21 protein-coding genes and 1 pseudogene are annotated in these 21582 nt (G+C 74.7%); 14 read left to right on the top strand and 8 right to left on the bottom strand.

Going from position 1 to position 21582, the window contains the following annotated elements:
* Nucleotides 1–85: 85 nt before the first annotated feature.
* The 4 genes from PKC53_RS02245 (at nucleotide 86) to PKC53_RS02230 (ending at nucleotide 3853) form a co-directional block, all read left to right on the top strand.
* The gene (locus PKC53_RS02245) at nucleotides 86–1021 is read left to right on the top strand and encodes a hypothetical protein (protein WP_324425860.1); all 936 of its coding nucleotides are present in this window, start codon (nucleotides 86–88) and stop codon (nucleotides 1019–1021) included.
* A 113-nt stretch (nucleotides 1022–1134) separates the two neighbouring features.
* Nucleotides 1135–1689, top strand: coding sequence for a Spy/CpxP family protein refolding chaperone (locus tag PKC53_RS02240; protein WP_324425859.1), 555 nt, complete (start codon nucleotides 1135–1137; stop codon nucleotides 1687–1689).
* A gap of 57 nt (nucleotides 1690–1746) precedes the next feature.
* The gene (locus tag PKC53_RS02235) at nucleotides 1747–2451 is read left to right on the top strand and encodes a response regulator transcription factor (RefSeq protein ID WP_324425858.1); all 705 of its coding nucleotides are present in this window, start codon (nucleotides 1747–1749) and stop codon (nucleotides 2449–2451) included.
* Nucleotides 2452–2455: 4 nt separating this feature from the next.
* The gene (locus PKC53_RS02230) at nucleotides 2456–3853 is read left to right on the top strand and encodes an ATP-binding protein (protein WP_324425857.1); all 1398 of its coding nucleotides are present in this window, start codon (nucleotides 2456–2458) and stop codon (nucleotides 3851–3853) included.
* Between the two features lie 3 nt (nucleotides 3854–3856).
* Here the strand turns inward: PKC53_RS02230 and PKC53_RS02225 are convergent, their stop codons facing one another.
* Nucleotides 3857–5263, bottom strand: coding sequence for an MATE family efflux transporter (locus tag PKC53_RS02225; RefSeq protein ID WP_324425854.1), 1407 nt, complete (start codon nucleotides 5261–5263; stop codon nucleotides 3857–3859).
* Nucleotides 5260–5733: a DUF3717 domain-containing protein gene (locus PKC53_RS02220; protein ID WP_324425853.1), complete on the bottom strand. Its 474-nt coding sequence runs from the start codon at nucleotides 5731–5733 to the stop codon at nucleotides 5260–5262. Before PKC53_RS02220 ends, PKC53_RS02225 begins: the two co-directional genes overlap by 4 nt.
* A gap of 113 nt (nucleotides 5734–5846) precedes the next feature.
* Between PKC53_RS02220 and PKC53_RS02215 the strand changes: the two genes are divergently transcribed.
* Nucleotides 5847–6938 carry a BMP family ABC transporter substrate-binding protein gene (locus PKC53_RS02215; protein ID WP_324425851.1) on the top strand — a complete coding sequence of 364 codons (1092 nt, stop codon included), beginning with the start codon at nucleotides 5847–5849 and terminating at the stop codon, nucleotides 6936–6938.
* Between the two features lie 16 nt (nucleotides 6939–6954).
* Here PKC53_RS02215 and PKC53_RS02210 read toward each other — a convergent pair whose 3' ends face one another.
* Complete coding sequence (locus PKC53_RS02210) at nucleotides 6955–7809, bottom strand: class III extradiol ring-cleavage dioxygenase (RefSeq protein WP_324425849.1); 855 nt, start codon at nucleotides 7807–7809, stop codon at nucleotides 6955–6957.
* 154 nt (nucleotides 7810–7963) lie between these two features.
* Here PKC53_RS02210 and PKC53_RS02205 point away from each other — a divergent pair, with 154 nt between their 5' ends.
* The 5 genes from PKC53_RS02205 (at nucleotide 7964) to PKC53_RS02185 (ending at nucleotide 12691) form a co-directional block, all read left to right on the top strand.
* Nucleotides 7964–8707 (top strand): sulfite exporter TauE/SafE family protein, encoded by a 744-nt coding sequence (locus PKC53_RS02205; protein WP_324425848.1) that lies wholly within the window; start codon nucleotides 7964–7966, stop codon nucleotides 8705–8707.
* Nucleotides 8708–8824: 117 nt separating this feature from the next.
* Nucleotides 8825–9442: a ParA family protein gene (locus tag PKC53_RS02200; RefSeq protein WP_324425846.1), complete on the top strand. Its 618-nt coding sequence runs from the start codon at nucleotides 8825–8827 to the stop codon at nucleotides 9440–9442.
* A complete protein-coding gene (locus tag PKC53_RS02195; protein ID WP_324425844.1) occupies nucleotides 9439–9891 on the top strand; it encodes a MaoC family dehydratase in 453 nt (150 codons plus the stop codon). Before PKC53_RS02200 ends, PKC53_RS02195 begins: the two co-directional genes overlap by 4 nt.
* Nucleotides 9892–9977: 86 nt before the next feature.
* Nucleotides 9978–10721 carry a response regulator transcription factor gene (locus PKC53_RS02190; protein ID WP_324425842.1) on the top strand — a complete coding sequence of 248 codons (744 nt, stop codon included), beginning with the start codon at nucleotides 9978–9980 and terminating at the stop codon, nucleotides 10719–10721.
* Between the two features lie 146 nt (nucleotides 10722–10867).
* Complete coding sequence (locus PKC53_RS02185; protein ID WP_324425840.1) at nucleotides 10868–12691, top strand: hybrid sensor histidine kinase/response regulator; 1824 nt, start codon at nucleotides 10868–10870, stop codon at nucleotides 12689–12691.
* Nucleotides 12692–12780: 89 nt separating this feature from the next.
* Here the strand turns inward: PKC53_RS02185 and PKC53_RS02180 are convergent, their stop codons facing one another.
* Both PKC53_RS02180 and chrA read right to left on the bottom strand, forming a co-directional pair.
* Nucleotides 12781–13647, bottom strand: coding sequence for an energy transducer TonB (locus PKC53_RS02180; protein ID WP_324425838.1), 867 nt, complete (start codon nucleotides 13645–13647; stop codon nucleotides 12781–12783).
* Nucleotides 13648–13738: 91 nt separating this feature from the next.
* Nucleotides 13739–14968 carry a chromate efflux transporter gene (gene chrA, locus PKC53_RS02175; protein WP_324425836.1) on the bottom strand — a complete coding sequence of 410 codons (1230 nt, stop codon included), beginning with the start codon at nucleotides 14966–14968 and terminating at the stop codon, nucleotides 13739–13741.
* Between the two features lie 309 nt (nucleotides 14969–15277).
* Between chrA and PKC53_RS02170 the strand changes: the two genes are divergently transcribed.
* Complete coding sequence (locus tag PKC53_RS02170) at nucleotides 15278–15718, top strand: hypothetical protein (RefSeq protein WP_324425834.1); 441 nt, start codon at nucleotides 15278–15280, stop codon at nucleotides 15716–15718.
* A 103-nt stretch (nucleotides 15719–15821) separates the two neighbouring features.
* Nucleotides 15822–16621: pseudogene (locus PKC53_RS02165) on the top strand (GNAT family N-acyltransferase).
* 17 nt (nucleotides 16622–16638) lie between these two features.
* On the opposite strand, the gene PKC53_RS02160 reads toward PKC53_RS02165, so the two are convergent.
* Both PKC53_RS02160 and PKC53_RS02155 read right to left on the bottom strand, forming a co-directional pair.
* Nucleotides 16639–17499, bottom strand: a complete 861-nt coding sequence (locus PKC53_RS02160) for a ScpA family protein (protein ID WP_324425831.1) — start codon at nucleotides 17497–17499, stop codon at nucleotides 16639–16641.
* Complete coding sequence (locus PKC53_RS02155) at nucleotides 17496–17699, bottom strand: DUF3460 family protein (RefSeq protein WP_324425829.1); 204 nt, start codon at nucleotides 17697–17699, stop codon at nucleotides 17496–17498. Before PKC53_RS02155 ends, PKC53_RS02160 begins: the two co-directional genes overlap by 4 nt.
* Before the next feature lie 53 nt (nucleotides 17700–17752).
* Between PKC53_RS02155 and bamE the strand changes: the two genes are divergently transcribed.
* Complete coding sequence (gene bamE / locus PKC53_RS02150) at nucleotides 17753–18268, top strand: outer membrane protein assembly factor BamE (RefSeq protein WP_324425827.1); 516 nt, start codon at nucleotides 17753–17755, stop codon at nucleotides 18266–18268.
* A 37-nt stretch (nucleotides 18269–18305) separates the two neighbouring features.
* The gene (locus PKC53_RS02145) at nucleotides 18306–19802 is read left to right on the top strand and encodes a CYTH and CHAD domain-containing protein (protein ID WP_324425825.1); all 1497 of its coding nucleotides are present in this window, start codon (nucleotides 18306–18308) and stop codon (nucleotides 19800–19802) included.
* On the opposite strand, the gene PKC53_RS02140 is transcribed toward PKC53_RS02145, so the two are convergent.
* The gene (locus PKC53_RS02140) at nucleotides 19803–21554 is read right to left on the bottom strand and encodes a SulP family inorganic anion transporter (protein WP_324425823.1); all 1752 of its coding nucleotides are present in this window, start codon (nucleotides 21552–21554) and stop codon (nucleotides 19803–19805) included. It abuts the gene before it with no gap.
* Nucleotides 21555–21582 lie beyond the last annotated feature (28 nt).

Raw genomic sequence — 21582 nt, 5'->3', positions numbered from 1 at the left:
GCGGCGCGCGGCGCCGGCCGCGTGCGCAGCGCCCGCGGCAGCAGGCGTTCGCTCGCGGGGGGTGCGCACGCGGCACAATCGACCCATGCCCCTCGCGAATCCAGCCTTCGCGCTGATCGCCGCCGCACTGCTGCTCGGCGCCTGCGCGTCGCGGTCGACGCAGGTCGCCCCCGAGCGCGTCGACGCGGCCACGTTCGCGCACTGGCGCTGCGACGCGATGTTCGACGAGATCGACCGCGTGCAGCAGCGCGCGGCCGACGTGGCCTACGCGGTCGACGCGCAGTACGGCAACAACGTCATCGCGCTGAGCCTGGGCGTGACGGTGTTCTGGCCGGCGCTGCTGGCGATGCGTCCCGACGGCCCCGACGCGGCCGAGCTGGCGCGGCTGAAGGGCCGGCACGACGCGCTGCGCGAGGCCACGGCGCGGCGCGGCTGCGGCGCCCCCCCGACGCAGATGAGCCCGCAGCGCGCCGCCGCGCTGCCGCTGGCCGTCGGCGAGCGGCTCGTCTACGAGGAGCGGCTGGACCCGCGCACGCCGGCGTCGGAGCTGGCGCTGACGCTGTCGGTGCTGCGGCGAAGCCAGCTCGAATTCGCCGCACACCTCGGCGGCCGGCCGCTGGCCGGGCCCTGGCTGCAGGACACGGCCGGCAACTTCGCCGCCGCGCCGTCGCTCGACGAGTCGCAGCTCGGCCGCGGCCTGCTGTACTGGACCCGCCTGCTGCCCAGCGAACTGGCGCTGGGCGACGTGGTCGGCGGCGAGTTGCTGCACACCGGCGGCGCGTCGGCGCGGATGCGCGGGCAGGTCATCGCGCTGGGCGTGCAGGCGGGTTTCGGACGCCCGTTCGACGCCGCGGTGATCGAGCTGTTCGGCGACGTCGTCGGTTCACCGGTGGGCGCGCGCGTCGAAGGCGTGATGGTCGTCGACCGCAAGAGCGGCGTGCTGCTGCGCCTCGAGCTGCGCAGCAGCGACGCCGACTTCGCGCTGCGCCGCACGCTGCTGCGCGTCGTCGACGCCGGCTGACCGCCGCGCCGCGCGCGGCGGCTTTACACGTCTTTACTGCGGCTTCGTCGCGGCGACAAGCGCGGCGTGCATCCTTCGGGGCCTCGGATCATCACCTTCAAGGAGTGCCCGCAATGACGACCCCCAAGCAACCCCTGTCGCGCAAGTCCAGGCTGGCCATCGCGCTGCCGCTGGCCGCGGCGCTGATCGGCGCCGTCGCGTTCAGCGCACACGCGCACGGCGACCGCATGCAGCGCATGCACGGAGCCCCCGCGGCAATGGCGATGGGCGGCCCGATGGCGATGCCGATGCACGGCCGCGGCATCGAGCGCATGCTCGAACGCATCGACGCCACCGCCGAGCAGCGCACGCAGATCCGCGCCATCGTCGACGCTGCGCGTGCCGACCTGGCGTCGCAGCGCGACGCCGGGCGCGCTCTGCGCGAGCAGGGCCTGAAGCTGTTCGCGCAGCCGAACATCGACGCCGCGGCGGTCGAGGCGCAGCGCCAGCAGATGCTGCAGCACCACGACCAGGTCTCGCGCCGCATGGCGCAGGCGATGGTCGACGTCGGGCGCGTGCTCACGCCCGAACAGCGCGCCACGCTGGTCGAGCGCATGCAGCAGCGCGGCGAGATGATGCAGCGCCACCTGCGCGAACGCCGCCAGCACGACGGCCAGCGTGGCTCGTGACCGGGGGTGGCGGCGCCGCCGGTTTATGCTGCCGCGCCGCCCCGAACCGACTCACCGATGACCGCCGCGCGCCTGCTGCTGATCGACGACGACCTGCGCCTCGCGGCGATGGTCGGCGACTACCTGCGCGCCGCCGGCTACGACGTCGACGTGGCCGGCACGCTGGCCGAGGGCCGCGCGCGGCTCGCGCGCGAGCTGCCCGACGCACTGGTGCTCGACCTGATGCTGCCCGACGGCGACGGGCTCGACCTGACGCGCGAGCTGCGCGCCGACCCGCGCACGCGCCGCCTGCCGCTGCTGATGCTCACCGCGCGCGGCGAGCCGACGGACCGCATCGTCGGGCTCGAGATCGGCGCCGACGACTACCTGCCCAAACCCTTCGAGCCGCGCGAGCTGCTGGCGCGCGTGAAGGCACTGCTGCGCCGCGCGTCGAGCGAGGTGCCCGGCGAGGTGCTGCGCTTCGGCCGGCTCGAGGTCGACCTCGACCAGCGCCGCGCACGCCTCGACGGCCGCGACTGCGACCTGACCGCGCACCAGTTCGACCTGCTGGTCGTGCTGGCGCGCAGCGCCGGGCGCGTGCTCAGCCGCGACCAGATCATGGACGCGCTCAAGGGCCACCCGGTCGACGCGTTCGACCGTTCGATCGACGTGCACGTCTCGCGCATCCGCGCCGCGATCGAGGACGACCCGAAGAACCCGCGCCGCGTGCTGACGGTGCGCGGCGCCGGCTACCTGTTCGCGCGACGGCAGGACGAAGGCTGAGCCGATGCGCTCGCTGTACCTGCGCGTGTGGCTGACGGTGGTCGCGGTGCTGGCGCTGTTCGCGCTCGGCTCGGGCTGGATGTTCCAGCGCCAGATCGAACGCGAGCGCGACCGCTACGAGTCGATCGCCTCCGACCGCTCGGCCGCCTGGGCCGAGCTGATCCAGCGTTCGCTGCCCGGGCCCGACGCGCCGCACGACGAGCAGGCGCAGGCGCTGCGCGAGTGGGGCCTGCGGCTGCGCCTGCCGCTGGCGCTCGACGACGCCGCCGGCCGGCGCATCGGCGCGTCGCCGCTGTACGAGCACCTCGAGGCCGCAGCGCCACCCGGGCCGCCGCCGCGCACGCTGGCGATCCGCCTCGACGACGGCCGCACGCTGTGGCTGATGCGCGTGCCGCGCGCAAGCCGCGGCGACCGCGGCGAGCGGCTGGCCGCCGGCGACGACGCGAGGCCGGGATGGCGCGCGATGCCGCACCGCGGCGCCGACGCGCTGCCGCGCCCGTGGTTCGCGCCGCCGCCGTGGGCGCGCGGCACCGGGCTGCTGCTCGTGCTGGCGCTGCTGTTCGTCGCCGTCGCGGCCGGCGCCTACCCGGTCGTGCGCCGGCTCACGCGCCGGCTCGAGACGCTGAAGGCCGGCGTCGAGCGTTTCGGCGCCGGCGCGCTGGACCAGCGCGTCGACGTCGGCGGCCACGACGAGGTGGCCGCGGTGGCCGCCAGCTTCAACCACGCCGCCGAGCGCATCGAGGCGCTGGTGCGATCGAACCAGTCGCTGCTGGCCAACGCCAGCCACGAGCTGCGCTCGCCGCTGGCGCGGCTGAAGATGGCGCTGGCGATGCTCGACGGCGCGCAGGGCGAGCGTCGCGAGCGGCTGCAGCGCGAGATCGACACCGACATCGCCGAGCTCGACGCGCTCGTCGAGGAGGTGCTGCTGGCCAGCCGGCTCGACGCGCGTTCGCTAGACGTGGCGCGCGACCCGGTGGACCTGCGCGCGCTGGTCGTCGAGGAGGCGGCGCGCACCGGCGCGCGAGTCGACGACGCCGGTGCCGCGCCGCCGCAGGCGCACGGCGACGAGCGGTTGCTGCGTCGCGCGCTGCGCAACCTGCTGGAGAACGCGCGCCGCTACGGCGGCGGCGACGCCGAGGTCTCGTGGCGCGCGGCCGGCGGGGAGGTCGAGCTGCGCGTGTGCGACCGCGGCCCCGGCGTGCCCGAGGCGCTGCGCGAGCGCATCTTCGAGCCGTTCTTCCGCCTGCCCGGCCACGCCGAGCGCGAAGGCGGCGTCGGGTTGGGGCTGAGCCTGGTGCGCCAGATCGCGCAGGCGCACGGTGGCAGCGCGCGCTGCGAGCCGCGCGACGGCGGTGGTAGCTGCTTCGTTCTGGTGTTGCCGGTCGGGACGCACGCCGGCTGAGCCTCAGCGCCGCCGCTGCCGGCGCAGCACCGCCGCCAGCAGCGCGCTCAGCGCGCTGGCCGCCAGCACCAGCCCCAGCGTGCACGCGGCCCAGTAGCCGCTGGCGCCGCGCAGCGACGCCGGCACCAGGGCCTCGCCGTGGGTGACCAGCGCGTAGCCGCCGCCCAGCCCCACGCCCCACAGCGAGACGACGTAGATCGCCAGCGGCAGCGTCGCGACGCGCCACGCGCGCAGCACGAACGCGGCGATGATCTGCGCCGCGTCGGCGACGTGGAACAGCGCCGCCCAGCGCAGCAGCGGCAGCGCCGCGGCGACCACCGCGGCGTCGCCGGAGTAGACCCGCACGATCGGCTCGCGCAGCGCGAACACCGCCGTGCCCATCAGCGCGGCGACGCCGATGCCCAGCTGCAGCCCGTGCCAGCCCAGGCGGCGCGCGTCGCCGATGTCGCCGGCGCCGATGCGCTGCGCCACCAGCGTGCTCGCCGCCTGCGCGACGGACAGCGGCATCATGAACAGCAGCGCCATCAGGTTGACCGCGATCTGGTGCCCGGCCACCGGCGTGGTGCCCAGGCGCGAGATGAACAGCGCCATGAACGAGAAGCCGGTGACCTCGATCAGCGTTGCCAGCCCCATCGGCACGCCCAGGCGCAGCAGCGCCCCCAGCGCGACGCGGCTGGGCGGGTGCAGCCCGCGGCCCCACAGCGCGAACGGCACGTAGAAGCGGTCGCGGCGCAGCACGACCCAGGCGACGAGCACCTGCGCCCACATCGCCACCGCGGTGGCGATGCCGCAGCCGACCACGCCCAGCGCGGGCACCGGCCCGGCGCCGAACACCAGCGCCACCGACAGCGGCAGCTTCAGCGCCAGCCCGGCCAGCTGCAGCGCCATCACGGCCTTCGGCCGCGACACCGCGATGTTGAAGCCGCGGTAGGCGGTGAACAGCAGTGCCGCGGGCAGCGCCGCGGCCAGCCCCAGCGTGTAGCCGCGCACCTTCGCCGCCACCTCGGGCCCGGCCTGCGCGACCGCGAGGAACGGCTGCGGGAACGCCAGCGCCGCGCCCCCGAGCAGCGTGCCGCCCAGCGCCAGCCACACCGCCTGGTGCAGTTGCTCGCCGGCCTCGGCGTGGCGGCGCGCGCCGAACAGCTGCCCGGCGATCGGCCCGACGGCCAGTACCAGCCCCATCATGCCGATGAACACCGTGATGTACGCCGCCGCGCCGACCGCGAGCGCGGCGAGGTCGTCGGCGCTGCCCCGCGCGGCGGCGTAGCGCGCGACGAGCAGCGTGTCGACGGTGCTGAACGCCAGCACCGCGAGCTGGCCGACGAACACCGGCCAGGCCAGCGGCACGATGCGCCGCGCGCTGCCGGTCCAGCCGCGCGGTGGCGCCGGCGCACCGTCGGACGCGTTCAACGCGGGCGGCGCGCGGCGTCGGCCGCACGCTCCAGCGCGTCGGCGCTCGGGTGGTCGGCGCCGTCGGCCACGCGCGCGCGTTCCGCGTAGCGGTTGAAGCGCCACGCGCTGGCCTCGAGCGTGATGCGCCGCCACACCGCGCGCTTCTCGCCCGGCGTGTACACCGGCCAGTGCTGCACCTCGTCGAACGTGCGTCCGCAGCCCTTGCAGACGTCGTCACCCTGGCTGGTCGAGCAGATCGCGATGCACGGCGCGTCGGGCGTGGTCGCGTACCAGGCGAGCCACGCCGACTTCGCCGCCGCCGGCATCGTGTCCTCGTCGCACTCGGCGTGGCGGAAGTAGACCATCAGCGCGTAGACCTCGGCCAGCGCGCGCACCTCGGCGCAGGCGGTGACCCCGTCGGCGCTGGGCGAGCGCTCGCGCCACCAGTTGATGGCGCGTTCGATGTCGGTGACGTGGATGCCGGCCATGGTGCTGCGGGGGCGCAAGGATAGCCGCACGCCTACAATCGCGCCCCTCGCACGCCGCGACGCCACCTGGGCGGCCGTGCGCCTTCCCCGCGGTGGCCATGTCGAGGACAACCATGTACAAAAACCTCAGCCGCGCCGGCGCGCGCGCGTGTCGCACCCTGTTCGCCCTGCTCGTCGGCCTGGCTGGCGTGGCGCACGCCCAGCCTGCGGTGCAGGCCTGCTTCGTCTACGTCAGCCCGATCGGCGAGGCCGGCTGGACCTACCAGCACGAGCAGGCGCGGCTGGCGCTCGAACGCGCGCTGCCGGGGCAGGTGGCCACGCGCCACGTCGAGTCGGTGCCCGAGGGCGCCGACAGCGAGCGCGTGATGCGCGACTTCGCGCAGCGCGGCTGCGCCGTGGTCTTCGCCACCAGCTTCGGCTACCTCGAGCCGGCGCTGCGCGTGGCCGCCGAGTTCCCGGCGGTGAAGTTCGAGCACGCCGGCGGCTACCGCACCGCGGCGAACCTGAGCACCTACAACGCGCGCCTCTACGAGGGCCGCTGGCTCGCCGGCTACCTGGCCGGGCGCGTCAGCGCCAGCGGCGTGGCCGGCTACGTCGCGGGTTTCCCGGTGCCCGAGGTCGTGCAGGGCATCAACGCGTTCGCGCTGGGCATGCGCGCGGCCAATCCGAAGGCCACGCTGCGCGTGCTGTGGCTCGACACCTGGTTCGACCCGCCGAAGGAACGCGACGCGGCGCTCGCGCTGGTCAACGCCGGCGCCGACGTGCTGACCTACCACGCCGCGTCGCCGGCGGTGCCGCAGGCGGCGCAGGCGCGGGGGGTGAAGCTGATCGGCTACCACGGCGACATGCGCGCCTTCGCGCCCGACGTGCAGATCGCCGCGGTGACCGCCGACTGGAGCGGCCACTACCAGCGCGTCGTGCAGGCGGTGCGCGCCGGCACCTGGGCGCCGCGGCCGGTGTGGGGCGGCCTCGCCGACGGCATGGTGCGCTTCGGCGCGCTGCACCCGTCGCTGCCCGAGTCGCTGCGCCGCGACCTGGCGCGGCTCGAGCGCGAGATCGCGCAGGGCCGGCGCGCGGTGTTCGCCGCGCCGCTGGTCGACCAGGGCGGGCGCACGCGGCTGGCCGCCGGCCGGCTCGACGACGCGGCCATCGCCGCCATGGACTGGCTGGTCGAGGGCGTCGTCGGCAGCGCGCCGGCGCGGTGAGCCGGCGCGCGCCGGATCAGGCGGCCGACGCCGCGCCCAGCGCCTGCGCCAGCCGCGACGCCTGCGCGCCGAACGCGTAGGCGTCCATGCCCAGCGCGCCGTAGGCGCTGCCGGCGTGCAGCCGCAGCGGCGCGTGCGCTCGGCCGCCGGCGCCGGCGGCGCCGTACCACGGCAGCAGGTGCTCGTCGCTGGGGTGCATCAGCGCGGCGTGCGGCGCGCGGCGCCGGTAGTCGAGCAGCGCGTCCCAGTCGAGCGCAGCGCTGCGTTCGGCGAACCAGTCGCGAAACGCCGCGCTCTCGGCACGCTCGGGCTGCGCCGCGGGGCCGCGGCCGGTGAAGTCGCCGAGCAGGCGCAGGTTGTGCGTGATGCTGCCGCTGCCCAGCACCAGCACGCCCTCGTCGGCCAGCGGCGCGAGCGCCGCGCCGATTGCGAACTGCGCCGCCGGCGGGTCGCCCGGCACCCACGCCAGCGGCAGCACCGGCACGTCGGCGTCGGGGTAGACGAAGCGCAGCGGCACCCAGACGCCGTGGTCCAGCCCGCCCTGGTCGACGACGTGCGACGCGATGCCGGCGCCGGCCAGCAGCGCCTGCACGCGCGGCGCCAGCGCCGGCGCGCCCGGGGCGTCGTAGCGCAGGCGGTACAGTGCGTCGGGGAAGCCGCCGAAGTCGTGCACCGTCTCGTGGCGCGCCGCGGCGAGCAGCACCGGCTCGCGCGTCAGCGAGTGCGCCGACAGCGCGACGATCGCGCGCGGGCGGCCGAAGGTGGCGTCGATCGCCGGGCCCAGGCGCTGCCACAGCGCGCCGGCGTCGCCGGGCTCGAGCGCCGTCATCGGCGAACCGTGCGAGACGAACAGGGCGGGCATGGCGGGCATGGCGGGAGGGGCGGTGGTGTTCATGCCGTGATTGAAGCACCGCGGCCCGTGCCGCGGGTTGGCGGGGTTCGCACGCCGCGTTCAGCGCCGCTGGATGCCGGCGTGGACAATGCGCGGCGCTCCTCGCCTGCCGCCGCTGCCTGCCGCCGCCTCGATGATCACCGACCCCTGGTTCTACGCCGTCGCGGTGCCGGCGGTGCTGCTGATGGGGCTGGGCAAGAGCGGCTTCCTCGGCGGCTTCGGTGCGCTGGCCACGCCTCTGATGGCGCTGGCGGTGCCGGTGCCGCAGGCCGCGGCGATCATGCTGCCGCTGCTGCTGGTGATGGACGCCACCGGGCTGCAGCAGCTGTGGCGCGAGCGCGACCGCGCGCTGATCGCGCACCTGCTGCCCGCCGGGCTGGCGGGCACCGTGGTCGGCACCGCGGTGTTCGGGCTGCTGCCGGCGTCGACGCTGGCCGGCGTCGTCGGTGCGCTGACGCTGCTGTTCCTGCTGCAGCGCGGGCTGTTCCCGCCGCGTGCCGACCGCCCGCGCCCGCCTCGCTGGGTCGGCTGGCTGGCGGCGCTGACCTCGGGCTTCACCAGCTTCGTCGCGCACGCCGGCAGCCCGCCGATCTCGGCGTACGTGCTGCCGATGCGCCTGCCGCCGGTGGTGTTCAGCGCGACGATGGCGGTGTTCTTCGCCGCGGTGAACCTGTCGAAGTGGGTGCCCTACGCCTGGCTCGGGCTGATCGACGGGCGCAACCTGACGACGTCGCTGGTGCTGCTGCCGCTGGCGCCGCTGGGCGTGTGGCTGGGCGTGTGGGCGCTGCGGCGCATCCGCCCGACCTGGTTCTACCGCGTGGCCTACGCGGGGATGTTCCTCACGGGGTGCAAGCTGCTGTGGGACGGCGTGACGTAGCCCCCCGGAGTGCCCTCGGCTGCGGCGCGCCGGCGTCGGCCGCTTGGGTTTGTCCGGTCGCGGAGCCTCGCCGCGCGACGGTACGATCGCCCGCATCGAAGCGACAGAGGGACGCGCATGCCGGTGATCGTGGTCGCCAACCCCAAGGGCGGGGTCGGCAAGAGCACGCTGGCGACGAACCTGGCCGGCGCGCTGGCGCACCAGGGTCACGCGGTGATGCTCGGTGACGTCGACCGCCAGCAGTCGTCGCGCCAGTGGCTGGCGCGGCGCCCGCCCGCGCTGCCGGTCATCCGCGGCTGGGAGCTGCACCCCGACGACGTCGTGCGCCCGCCCAAGGGCACCACGCACGTCGTGCTCGACACGCCGGCGGGGATGCACGGCAAGCGCCTGGACAACGTGATGAAGGCCGCCGACAAGCTGGTGATCCCGCTGCAGCCGAGCCTGTTCGACATCCAGGCCACGCACGCGTTCCTGGCCGAGCTGCGCGCGCACAAGCGCGCCGACCGCGTGGCCTTCGGCGTGATCGGCATGCGCGTGCGCGAGGGCACGATCAGCAACGAGCAGCTGCACCGCTACCTCGAGTCGCTGGGCGTGCCGGTGCTCGGTTTCCTGCGCGACACGCAGAACTACGTGCAGCTCGCCGCGCGCGGGCTGACGCTGTGGGACGTCGCGCCCAGCCGCGTCGAGCGCGACCTGCCGCAGTGGCAGCCGCTGCTGCAGTGGGCCGCGTCATGAGCCGCTACGCGCACCTGCGCGACCTGCGCGCCCGGGTCGGCGAGCCGATCGGCACCAGCGACTGGGTCACGATCGACCAGCAGCGCATCGACCTGTTCGCCCAGGCCACGGGCGACCATCAGTGGATCCACGTCGACCCGCAGCGCGCCGCTGCCGGGCCGTACGGCACCACCATCGCGCACGGCTTCCTCACGCTGAGCCTGCTGCCGCTGTTCGGCGAGACCGCGCTGCACATCGACGACCAGCGCATGGGCGTCAACTACGGCCTGAACCGCGTGCGCTTCACGGCGCCGGTGCCGGTGGGCAGCCGGCTGCGCGGCCACTTCCGCCTGCTCGCCTACGACGAGATCGACGGCGGCGCGCAGCTGACCACCGAGGTCACCGTCGAGCGCGAGGGGCAGACCCGGCCGGTGTGCGTCGCCGAGTCGGTGTCGCGGCGCTACGCCTGAGCCTCGCGCGGGGCTTGGGTGCCCCGCGGCGGTGGGCTACCATCGACCACCGCCCACCAGGGATCGACGACGAGGGAGCGCGGGTCATGAAAGTGCTGCTGGTCGACGACCATCCACTGATCCTCGCGGCGCTGCACACCGTGATCCGCGGCCTCGGCGACGACGTGACGGTGGTCAGCGCCGCCAGCGCCGCCGAGGCGCGGCGCGCGCTGCGCGACGACGCCGGCTTCGACCTGGTACTGCTCGACCTGTCGCTCGGCGACGCCGACGGCTTCGACGTGCTGGCCGAGATGCGCCAGACCTACCCGGCGCTGCCGGTGGTCGTGGTCTCGGCGTCGGACCGCGGCGCCGACGTGATCCGCGCGATCGACCTCGGCGCGATGGGCTTCGTGCCCAAGCGCGCGTCCAACGAGATGCTGTTCGACGCGCTGCGCATGGTGATGTCCGGTGGCATCTACGTGCCGCCGATCACGCTGGGCGGCGAGGCGCCGCCGCCCAGGGGCGGCGACACCGTGCCCGACGTGATGCGCGTGACGCCGCAGGTCGACATCCCGGTGGGCGAGGCCGCGGTGGCCGCCGGCTACCAGGGCGTGGCGCCGCTCGATCGCATCGGCCTGACGCCGCGCCAGACCGAGGTGCTGGCCAAGCTGCTGCAGGGCAAGCCGAACAAGCTGATCGCGCGCGAGCTGAACCTGTCGGTGGAGACGGTGAAGGACCATGTCGCCGCGGTGCTGCGCGCGCTCAACGTCAGCACGCGCACGCAGGCGGTGATCGCGGTGGGCCAGATGACGCGCGACCATGGTCCGGGCTGGATGCGCAGCCGCGGGTGACGTGGGCCTGCCCCGACGCGCTGCGCGCGCCCGTTTTGGGGCAGGGGGCACCGCCGGCGGACCGGCGCCGCCGCACCCGCGGCGCTCGCTCGATGGCGTCGCTGCCCTGCCGTGCGGGCCGCGCGGCGCGACTGGGAGCCGCTGACATGAACGCGGTGCCGGCACGCGGCGCGCCGCAGTCGGCCGAGGCGATCGCCGCCGAGGCGGTGCGCGCGCACCTGCGCCAGTCGCCGGTGGCGCTGTTCGGCAACGCCGTGGGCATGGTGCTGGTCGGCCTGATCTTCGGGCCGGTGGCCGATCCGTGGCGGCTGGCGCTGTGGTTCGTGCCGGTCGCGCTGCTGTGGCTGCTGCGGCTGGCGCACTGGCTGTGGTTCGGCTGGCGCGCGGGCGCCGACGACGCGACGGTGCGGCGCCAGCGCGCGCCGCTGGCCTGGCTGGCGCTGGCGCAGGGCGCGATGTGGGGCGTCGCCGCCTGGGTGTTCTGGGGCATCGGCGGCGTGTTCGAGAAGACCGCGCTGATCCTGATGATCGCCACCTACAGCTTCGGCGCGGTGCAGATCCTGGGCACGCAGCGGCGCATGTTCGCGATCTTCGTCGCGCTGGTCTTCGTGCCCGGCATCGTGCGCGTGGCGCTCGACACCGCCGAGCCCAACCACCTCGAGCTGGCCGGGCTGATGCTGCTGCTGTTCGTCGCCACGCTGCTGATGGCGCGCACCTACCGCGGCGCGCTGGCCGACGCGCTCGAGCTGCGCAAGCACAGCGAGCACCTGGCCGGGCAACTGCAGCTCGAGAAGGCCGAGGCCGACGCGGCACGACGGCAGGCCGAGGCGGCGAACCGCGCGAAGACGCAGTTCTTCGCCGCCGCCAGCCACGACCTGCGCCAGCCGCTGCACGCGATGGGGCTGTTCGCCGAGGCGCTGCGCCAACGCAGCCGCGACCCCGAGGTGGCGTCGCTGGTCAACAGCATCAACGAGAGCGTCGACGCGCTGGAGGGGCTGTTCGGCGAACTGCTCGACATCACGCGCATCGACACCGGCGGCGTCGACGTGCACCCGCAGCCGGTGCCGCTGCGCGAGCTGTTCGCGCGGCTGCGCCTGCACTTCGAGCCGGCGGCGTTCGAGAAGGGGCTGGCGCTGCACCTGCGCGGCGAGCGACACGTCGCGCACGCCGACCCGGTGCTGCTCGAGCGCGTGCTGCGCAACCTGGTGAGCAACGCGATCCGCTACACCGATGACGGGGGCGTGCTGGTCAGCGCGCGCCGGCGCGGCAACGCGCTGCTGCTGCAGGTCTGGGACAGCGGCATCGGCATCGCCGAGGCCAGCCTGCCGCGCATCTTCGACGAGTTCTACCAGGTGCACGCGAACCGACCGCTCGAGCCGCACCAGCGCAAGGGCCTGGGCCTGGGGCTGGCCATCGTCAAGCGGCTGGCCGATCTGATGGGCGCGCCGATCACGGTGCGCTCGCGGCTGCACCACGGCACGGTGTTCTCGCTGACGGTGCCGCTGGGCAAGGCGCCGCGCGCGCTCGGCGCCGACGCGGCGCCGTCCAAGGCGGCACTCGGGCTGACGCTCGACGACCGGCTGATCGTCGTCGTCGAGGACGAGATCGCGGTGCGCGACGGGCTGGTCGTGCTGCTGCAGGCCTGGGGCGCGCAGGTGCTCGCGTTCGACGGCGTCGACGCCGTGCGCGCCTGGGTCGACGGCGACGCTTCCGCGCGCCCCGACCTGCTGCTGGTCGACTACCGGCTGCCCGAGGGGCGCACCGGCATCGACGCGCTGGCGCTGGTGCGCGCGCGTTTCGGCGCGCCGACGATTCCCGCGATCCTGGTGACCGGCAGCAGCCTCGGCGGTCACGAGGACGAAGCCGCGGCGCACGACTTCCACGTGCTGATCAAGCCGGTGCTGCCGAACAGGCTGCGCGCGATGATCGGCTTCAAGCTGGGTGTGCGTCCGGCGGCGTCCGGCGGTTGATGCGAACACGCGTTCGCCTGCGCGAGGTCCCGGCCGGGACCATGCGCGCGTGCCCGGCCCCGGGTCGTCTGCACGAGGGCCGACTCGGCTCATCGCCTCAGACCGCTGGAATCCCACTGATCCCTCAGTCGCCGGTCGTGAGCGCTGTGCGCCTCGACCGAGTCCTGCGGCAGCTGCTCGAGGCATTCGTGCAGCGTCTGGGGATCGGGACTTTCGACGCGACCCGGGTCGGCACGCGCCGGTGGTGATCTGCCGTCCCAGGCAAACGGATTGCGGAACGACGGCGGGTCGGGCAGGCAGTCGTCGCGGTAGACCGGCGGTCCGTCCGCGGCATGAGGCGTGAACGAGATCGTCCTGTCGAAGACCAGCGGCCTGCCGGTGGGCGTCGGCGGCAGAGGCGGCATGCGCTCGATGGCCCTGCGCGCCAGGTGCTCGGCGACGGCCGACGTGGTCCACAGCGTTTCCAGGCGGGCCAGCGTCCCGTCGGGCGCGATCTCCACCCGGAACCTGACCATGCCCTGGTCGGGCCCCTCGACGGCGGTGCCCATCATGCTGCGGACTTGCCGACCCCAGGCGTAGCGGTAGCCCTTGCCGTTCCTGAGCCGGTACGTGGCGGCGAAGGCCCACTCCGCGGCCGTCGGGGCCGGCGGCGCTGCCATGGAAGCCGGTCGACGTGGCGTGGCCGGACTCGCCGCGGGGCTGCTGCGAGGCGCCCGGATCGAACGCACCGCCGCCGGGCTGGGTGCCGGCGCGGCGACCGGGAGCCCGCGCTCGCGCTGGCTCGCCTCCGGCGCAGGCGGCAGGATCTCCACGACGACGATCTGCTGCACGGCTTGCGGCCGGTCCGGCCGGATCGTGAACCTGAGCGCATCGTCGCTGGCAAGCGCGAACGCCAGGGCGTGCAGAGCCACGGCCACGAGCATCGCGACGAGATGGTTGCCCGCGTCGTATCGCATGCGTCGCCGTGGCTCGTGCCCGATGTCGTGCCGGCACGCGCAGCGGGTGAGTCCGCGCGTGCAGGCGCGACGCGCCCCGGGCCTTCGATGCCTACAGGGCCATGAGCCACCCCGCCGCCGCCGCGATCGCGACCACCAGCACCGGCGACATGCGGGCGTGCACGAGCAGGCCGAAGGCGGCCAGCGCCAGCCCGAAATCGGCCCGCGAGTGGATCGCGCTCGTCCACACCGGGTCGTACAGTGCCGCGCCCAGCACGCCGACGACGGCCGCGTTGATGCCGCCCATCGCGCGCCGCACGCCGTCGCGCTGCCGCATCGCCTCCCAGAACGGCAGTGCACCGGCCACCAGCAGGAAGGCCGGGACGAAGATGACCACCAGCAGCGCCAACCCACCCGCCCAGCCGCCGAGGGGGGCAGGCATGGCGGCCCCCAGGTAGGCCGCGAAGGTGAACAGCGGCCCCGGCACCGCCTGTGCCGCCCCGTAGCCGGCCAGGAAGGCATCGTTGCTCACCCAGCCGGGCGGCACCACGCCCGCCTGCAGCAGCGGCAGCACGACGTGGCCGCCGCCGAACACCAGCGCGCCGGCCTGGTAAAACACCGCGACGGCACCGAGCCAGGGTGAGGTCTGCGCGGCGGCGAGCGCCGGCAGCACGATCAGCAGCGCCACGAACAGCGCCAGCAGCAGCGCGCCCCGACGTCGCCCGACGCCGTCGTCCTGGTGCGTGGCGGGTGACAGGTGTGCGAGCCTCAGAGCCCAGCGCCCGACCAGGCCGCCCAGCACGATCGCGGTGATCTGCCCGGCCGACGTCGGCGCGGCGATCACCACCAGCGCGGCGGCGATCGCGATGCCCGCACGCAGCCGGTCGGGGCACAGCGCCTTGGCCATGCCCCACACGGCCTGCGCGACCACGGCCACCGCGACGACCTTGAGCCCGTGCACCGCGCCCGATGAGGCCAGCGCGCTCCACTCGGCCACGCCGTGGGCGAACAGCATCAGCGCGATCGCCGACGGCAGCGTGAATCCCAGCCAGGCCGCCAGCGCGCCCGCCCAGCCGGCGCGCTTCAGGCCCAGCGCCATGCCGACCTGGCTGCTCGCCGGCCCGGGCAGGAACTGGCACAGCGCGACCAGATCGCCGTAGCTCTTGTCGTCGAGCCAGCGCCGCCGTTCGACGAACTCGGTGCGGAAGTAGCCGAGGTGCGCGACCGGACCGCCGAACGAGGTCAGGCCCAGCCTGAGGAAGACGAGCAGCACCTCGAGCACCGGGCCGCGGCCCGGCGGCTCAGCGGCCGACACGACGGTGCCGGGGTCGGGCGGGGGCATGGGACTCGTCCTCGGCAAGCGCCTCGCCGGCCACGCGGGCAGCGCACGCCGGCCGCGAAGCGGCGGGTGGCAGCGCGTGGGCCCGGACGAAGGCGGGCAGGTGGTTGCGAACGGTGGCGGGCATCGCTCCTCGGGGGGCGATGCTAGCGCTGGTCTGTGGCACCCGTCGTCGTGCGCCCGATGCCGGCCGGTGCCGTGACGCGCCGCCATGCCCGCGCGCCCGGCGTGGGCAAGCCCTCGGCCAGCGGTCGATGTCGCGCGGTGCGCGGCAGACTCTTCGCATCCGCAAGGTTCTCGGGAGGGTTTGCGATGTTCGGTCCGGTCACGATCCCGTTCGGCGTGCGCATGCTGTTCAACACCGTCAAGCTCAAGCCCGGCGTCTCGATCGACGACGTCGAGGTGGCGCTGGCCGAGATGTGCAACGTGGTCAAGGAGACCTACGGTGGCCAGGGCGGTTTCGTCGCCGGGCAGGTGATGCGCTTCGCCGGCTTCGTCTCCGAGCAGGGTTCGATCGACGGTGGCATCTCGGCGCAGGGCGTCGCCGACCACGACCTGGTGATCGTGACCTACTGGCGCTCGTTCGAGCAGCACGAGCGCTCGCACGCCGACGCGGTGTTCCGCGAGAAGTTCGGGCAGCTCGCCGCACACTGCGAGCACACCAGCGAGCTCGGCTACGAGTTGCTGTGGCAGGGCCAGCCGCAGGTGGAAGGGGCTGCGGCGGCCACCGCGGCGCCGGCCGGCGCGCGCTGAGGTCGGCCCCGCGCCGGCGCGTCTGCACGGCGCGCGCAGCGCTGTCACGCCCGCGTCATCACGGCTTCAACGCGGGGTCACGCGACGGCGCGACGCTGCCGGGATGCACGACACCGCCACGCTGCACGAGCGCCCGACCCTCGCCGCGCGCCGCCCCGCCGCCGGTGCGGCACCCCCCGGACTGGCGGCGCGCTGGGCCCGCGACGAGGCCGACGTGCGGCGTGCGCAGGCCCTGCGCCACCGCGTCTTCGTGGGCGAGATGGGCGCGCGCATCACGCCGCCGCACGGCACCCCGCCCGGGCTGGACGCCGACGCGTTCGACCCCTTCTGCGAACACCTGCTGGTCGTCGCCGGACAGGGCGATGCGGCCGAGGTCGTCGGCACCTACCGCGTGCTGACGCCGGACGCCGCGCGCCGCGCCGGCGGCTATTACAGCGAAACCGAGTTCGACCTGACCCGGCTGCGCCCCTTCGTGCGCAGCTGGCCGAGCTCGGCCGCTCGTGCGTGCACCCGGACTGGCGCGACGGTGCGACCATGCTGATGCTGTGGGCCGCGCTCGGCGACTTCATGGCCCGCCGCCGGCTGACGACGATGATCGGCTGCGCCAGCGTCGGCATGCACGATGGCGGGCACCTTGCGGCCGACCTGTGGGCGCACATTGCCGCGACGCGCCTGGCGCCGGTCGAGCACCGAGTGCAGCCGCGGCTGCCGCTGCCGGTCGACGCGCTGGTCACCGGACGCAGCGTCGAGCCGCCACCGCTGATCAAGGGCTACCTGCGCTGCGGTGCCCAGCTGCTCGGCGCCCCGGCCTGGGATCCCGACTTCGGCACCGCCGACCTGCCGCTCATGCTGCGGCTGGCCGAGCTGCCGGCACGCTACCGGCGGCACTTCCTTGATGCGTAGACCGGCGCGGCGCCCGCTCAGGCCGGTTGGTACGCCAGCCGCACGTAGATCGGCGCGAAGGCCTCCGCCTGCGTCACGTCGACCAGCCGCTCGCGCGCCAGCTCGAGCAGCGCGATGAAGGTGACGACGACCACCGGCACGCCGCGGCGGGTGTCGAACAGGTCGGCGAACTCGACGAAGCGCCGCCCCTGCAGCGTGCGCAGCACCAGGCTCATGTGCTCGCGCACCGACAGCTGCTCGCGCGTGATGCGGTGGTGCTGGTTGAGCCTGGCGCGCTGCAGGATGTCGAGCCACGCGGCGAGCAGGTCGTCGGGCGAGGCGTCGGGCAGGCGCGGCTGCAGGCTCTGCTCGACGGCCACCTGCGCGCGCAGGAAGTCGCGCCCGAGCACCGGCAGCGCCTCCAGGCGCGACGCGGCGAGCTTGATCTGTTCGTACTCCAGCAGCCGGCGCACCAACTCGGCGCGCGGATCCTCGGGCTCGCTGCCGTCGTCGCGCCTGCGGGGCGGCAGCAGCATGCGGCTCTTGATCTCGATGAGCATCGCCGCCATCAGCAGGTACTCGCTGGCCAGCTCGAGGTTGCGGCTGCGGATCTGCTCGACGTAGGTCAGGTACTGGCGCGTCACGTCGGCCAGCGGGATGTCGAGGATGTTGAAGTTCTGCCGCCGGATCAGGTACAGCAGCAGGTCCAGCGGGCCCTCGAACGCCTCGAGGAAGACCTCGAGCGCGTCGGGCGGGATGTACAGGTCGGTGGGCAGCGTGAACAGCGGCTCGCCGTACAGGCGTGCCACCGCGATGCCGTCGACGACGTCGGGCACGGTCGCTTGGTGTGCGGGCGTGGCCAGCGCGTCGGCCGCCGGCGCGGCGGCGGTCGCGCTCACGGGGTCTTCGTCTGGTACACGTACGGCTGCTGCGGCACGCGCGCCTCGCGCCACTCGGCCAGCGCGTCGCGATCGAGCGCGCGGTCCCACAGCAGCGCGCGCCCGGCGCGCTGCTCGGCCTCGAGCGTCGGCTTGCTCGCCTTCAGCTCGTCGATGAACCGCGTGACGTCGGACTTGTACGGCTTCCAGAACAGAGGCATGGCGCGCGTTGGTTAGGATGCAGACCGGGCAGTGATTCTACTGGGGGGGGGCCATGGCGAATCCTTCGCGCTGGGGGGCCGCGCTGGGCGGGGCGGCGATCGCGCTGGCCGCGCTAGTCGGCTGCGACGCGGCGCGCGTGGCCAGGCTGCAGGTCGGCGTGTCGACCGAGGCCGACGTGCGGCGCGAGTTCGGCGAGCCGGCGTCGGTCGTCGACGAGCCCGACGGCGCGCGCACCTTCGAGTACCCGCGCCAGCCCGAGGGCCAGGAGAACTGGTTCATCACGCTGGGCCCCGACGGGCGGCTGCGCGAGATCCGCCAGGTGCTCACGCCGGTGCACTTCGCGCGCATCGTGCCGGGCATGGACAAGGCCGAGGTGCGCCGCACGCTCGGCCGCCCGGCCGCGGCGCGCACCTTCGCGCTGCAGCCCGACGAGGTCTGGGAGTGGCGCTACGCCGACGGCGGACAGGCGCTGATGTTCAGCGTGAGCTTCGACGCCGACGGTCGCGTGCGATCGACCGCCAGCGGCAACGACCCGCGCTACGAGCGTGGCGGGCCGAGCACGCAGTGACGCGGCGGTCGCCGACGCCGACGCGGGGGGCGGCGCGATGCACGAGGTCGAGCTGAAGTTCCAGGTGCCGGCGCCGCGCCTCGACGCGGTGCGCCGGTCCGTGGCCACCGTGAGCGCGCGCACGACGCGGCTGCAGGCGATGTACTTCGACACGCCCGGGCGCGAGCTCGCGGCGGCCGGTTTCGCGCTGCGGCTGCGCCGCGAGGGCGGCGGCTGGGTGCAGACGCTCAAGGGCCGTGGCGACGGGCTGATCGCGCGCGTCGAGCACAACGCGCCGGTGCGCGCCCGCGGCACACCGGTGCTCGACCTGTCGCGCCACGACGGCACGCCGGCCGGCGACGCGCTGCGCGCCACCAGCATCGACGCGGCGGCGCTGCAGCCGCTGTTCGCCACCGACGTGCGGCGCACGCACCGGCGGCTGCGTGCCGATGGCGCGACGGTCGAGGTCGCGCTCGACGTGGGCGCGCTGCGCGCCGGCGACGCGCAGGCGCCGCTGGCCGAGATCGAGTTCGAACTCATCTCGGGTGCACCGCGTGCGCTGGTCGCGCTGGCGGCGCGCTGGGCCCGGCGCCACGGCCTGTGGCTCGACGTGCGCACCAAGGCCGAGCGCGGCGACCTGCTGGCACGCGCGCAGGCGGCGTCGCCGGCGACGCGCGCGGGTGCACCGGCGCTCGACCGCGGTGCCACGCCGGCCGACGCGCTGCGCGCGATGGTGCACTCGTGCCTGGCGCAGGTGCTGCCCAACGCCAGCGCCGTGGCCGCCGGCGCGCACGACGCCGAGCACGTGCACCAGCTGCGCGTGGGCGTGAGGCGGCTGCGCACCGCGCTGCGCGTGTTCGGCGATGCCGACGGTGCCGACGCCGACCCCGCGTGGGAGCCGGCGCTGACGGCGGTGTTCGCGCGCCTGGGCGCCGCACGCGACCGCGACGCGCTGGCGGCCACGCTGCTGCCGGCGCTGGCCGCGGCCGGCGCCCCGCTGGCCGACCCCGGTGCGGGCGCCGCTGCAGAGGATCCGGCCGCCGTGCTGCGCGAACCCGGCTGGACGCAGCTGCTGCTGGGGCTCATCGGGTTCGTGCAGCCGCGCGAGCCTGCCGGCGCGTCGCCGGCCGCCGAGCCGTCGTGGGCCGTCGGCACCGAAGGCGGCGACGACCTGCGCCGCTGGGTGCGCCGGCGGCTGCAGCGCGCGCACAAGAGCGTGGTGTCGCGCGCCGACGACTTCGCGGCCCTGCCGATCGACGACCAGCACCGCGTGCGCAAGCGCATCAAGCGACTGCGCTACAGCGTCGAGTTCGCCGCCGCGCTGTATCCGCGCAAGGCGGTCGAGCGCTACCTGGCGCGGCTGCGCCCGGCGCAGGAGGCGCTGGGCGACTACAACGACGTGCTGGTCGCGCAGTCGCTGTTCGAAGCGCGGCTGGCCGACGACTCGCGCGCATGGTTCGCGCTCGGCTGGCTCGCGGCGCAGCGCGACGCGCAGCTCGCGCGCAGCGCGCGCGCGCTGCACCGGCTGGCGCGCGCGAAGCCGTTCTGGCGCTGATCAGGCGGTCGGGGCGCCGGTCGCCGAGGCGCTGGCCGCCGGCGTGTCGGCGACCGACGCCGCCGCGCGGCGCAGCGCGTCGGCCAGCGTCGGCGCGATCGCGCCGTCGTCGAGCAGCACGTCGAAGCCCGAGCGGTGCAGCAGCGAGCGCGGCTGCTCGTTGAGCTCGGCCAGCAGCAGCACCACGCCGCGCTTGCGCAGCGCGCGCAGCAGCTGCGTCAGCGCGTCGACGCCGGTGGTGTCGAGCTGCACCAGGCGGTGCAGGTCGAGCACCAGCGCGCGCGTGCCGGCCGGCAGCGCCTCGGGGATGCCCTCGATCTTGCCGACCGCGCCGAAGAACAGCGACCCGTACAGCTGCAGCACGTGCACGCCTTCGGGCCGCGGCGCCTCCAGCCCGGTCTCGCGGCGCAGCGCCTCGTCGTCGAGCGGCTCGGCGCGGAACAGCTGGCTCATGCGCCAGATGAAGAACACGCAGGCCAGCACCAGGCCGACCTCGACGGCCACCGTGAGGTCGAAGATCACGGTCAGCAAGAACGTGCCGACCAGCGTCACGCGGTAGGTCAGCGCGAAGCGCTTCAGGCGCGCGAACTCGTGCCACTCGCCCATGTTCCACGCGACGAACAGCAGGATGCCGGCCAGCGCGGCCAGCGGCACGTGCAGCGCCAGCGGCGCGGCGGCGAGCACGATCACGAGCAGCGTGGCCGCGTGCACGATGCCGGCCACCGGGGTGCGCGCGCCCGCGCGCACGTTGGTCGAGGTGCGTGCGATCGTGCCGGTGGCGGGCATGCCGCCGAACAGCGGCGTGACGAAGTTCGCCACCCCCTGCGCCATCAGTTCCTGGTTCGGGTCGTGGCGCGGGATGTCGGCCATGTTGTCGGCCACGCGAGCGCACAGCAGAGACTCGATCGCGCCGAGCAGCGCGATGGTCAGCGTCGGGATCAGCAACTGCTTGGCGCTGGCCCAGCTGAACTCGGGCAGCTCGAGGCCCGGCAGCGACTGCGGGATGCCGCCGAAGCGCGAGCCGATGGTCTCCACCGGCAGCGCGAACAGCGCGGTGACCGCGGTCGCCGCCGCCAGCGCGATCACCGTGCCGGGTACCTGGGCCAGGTGGCGGCGCCACCGCTGCGGCGCGGTGGTCGGCGCCGCGGGCATCGTGTACGACTTCGGCCACGCGACGACCAGCGCCAGGCACGCCGCGCCGATCGCCAGCGCGGCCCAGTTGACCGTGTGCAGATGCTGCGCCAGCACGCCGATCTGGGTGAAGAAGTCGGCCGGCAGCTTGTCGATCTCGAGGCCCAGCAGGTCCTTGACCTGAGACAGCGCGATCAGCACCGCGATGCCGTTGGTGAACCCGATGACGATGCTCACCGGGATGTAGCGCACCAGCGCGCCCAGCCGCAGGAAGCCGAGCGCGAACAGCAGCACGCCGGCGAGCATGGTCGAGATCAGCAGGTTGGCCAGGCCGTAGCGCTCGACGATGCCGTAGACGATGACGATGAACGCGCCGGCGGGCCCGCCGATCTGCACGTTCGAGCCGCCGAGCGCCGAGATCAGGAAGCCGGCGATGATCGCCGTGAAGATGCCCTGCTCGGGCTTGAGCCCCGAGGCGATCGCGAAGGCCATCGCCAGCGGCAGCGCGACGATGCCGACGGTGAGGCCGGCGCCGAGGTCGGCGACCAGCTGCGCGCGGTCATAGCCGCGCAGCGCATCGAGCAGGCGGGGGCGGAAGGGCTGGATGGGAACGGGCGGCATGGATCCTCCGGGACAGGGGGCGGCGGGC

This window comes from Azohydromonas sp. (assembly GCF_035325925.1).
GTDB lineage: Bacteria > Pseudomonadota > Gammaproteobacteria > Burkholderiales > Burkholderiaceae_C > Calidifontimicrobium.
The sequence above is the reverse complement of the archived record's forward strand: the minus strand, read 5'-3'. Positions and strand labels throughout refer to the sequence as shown.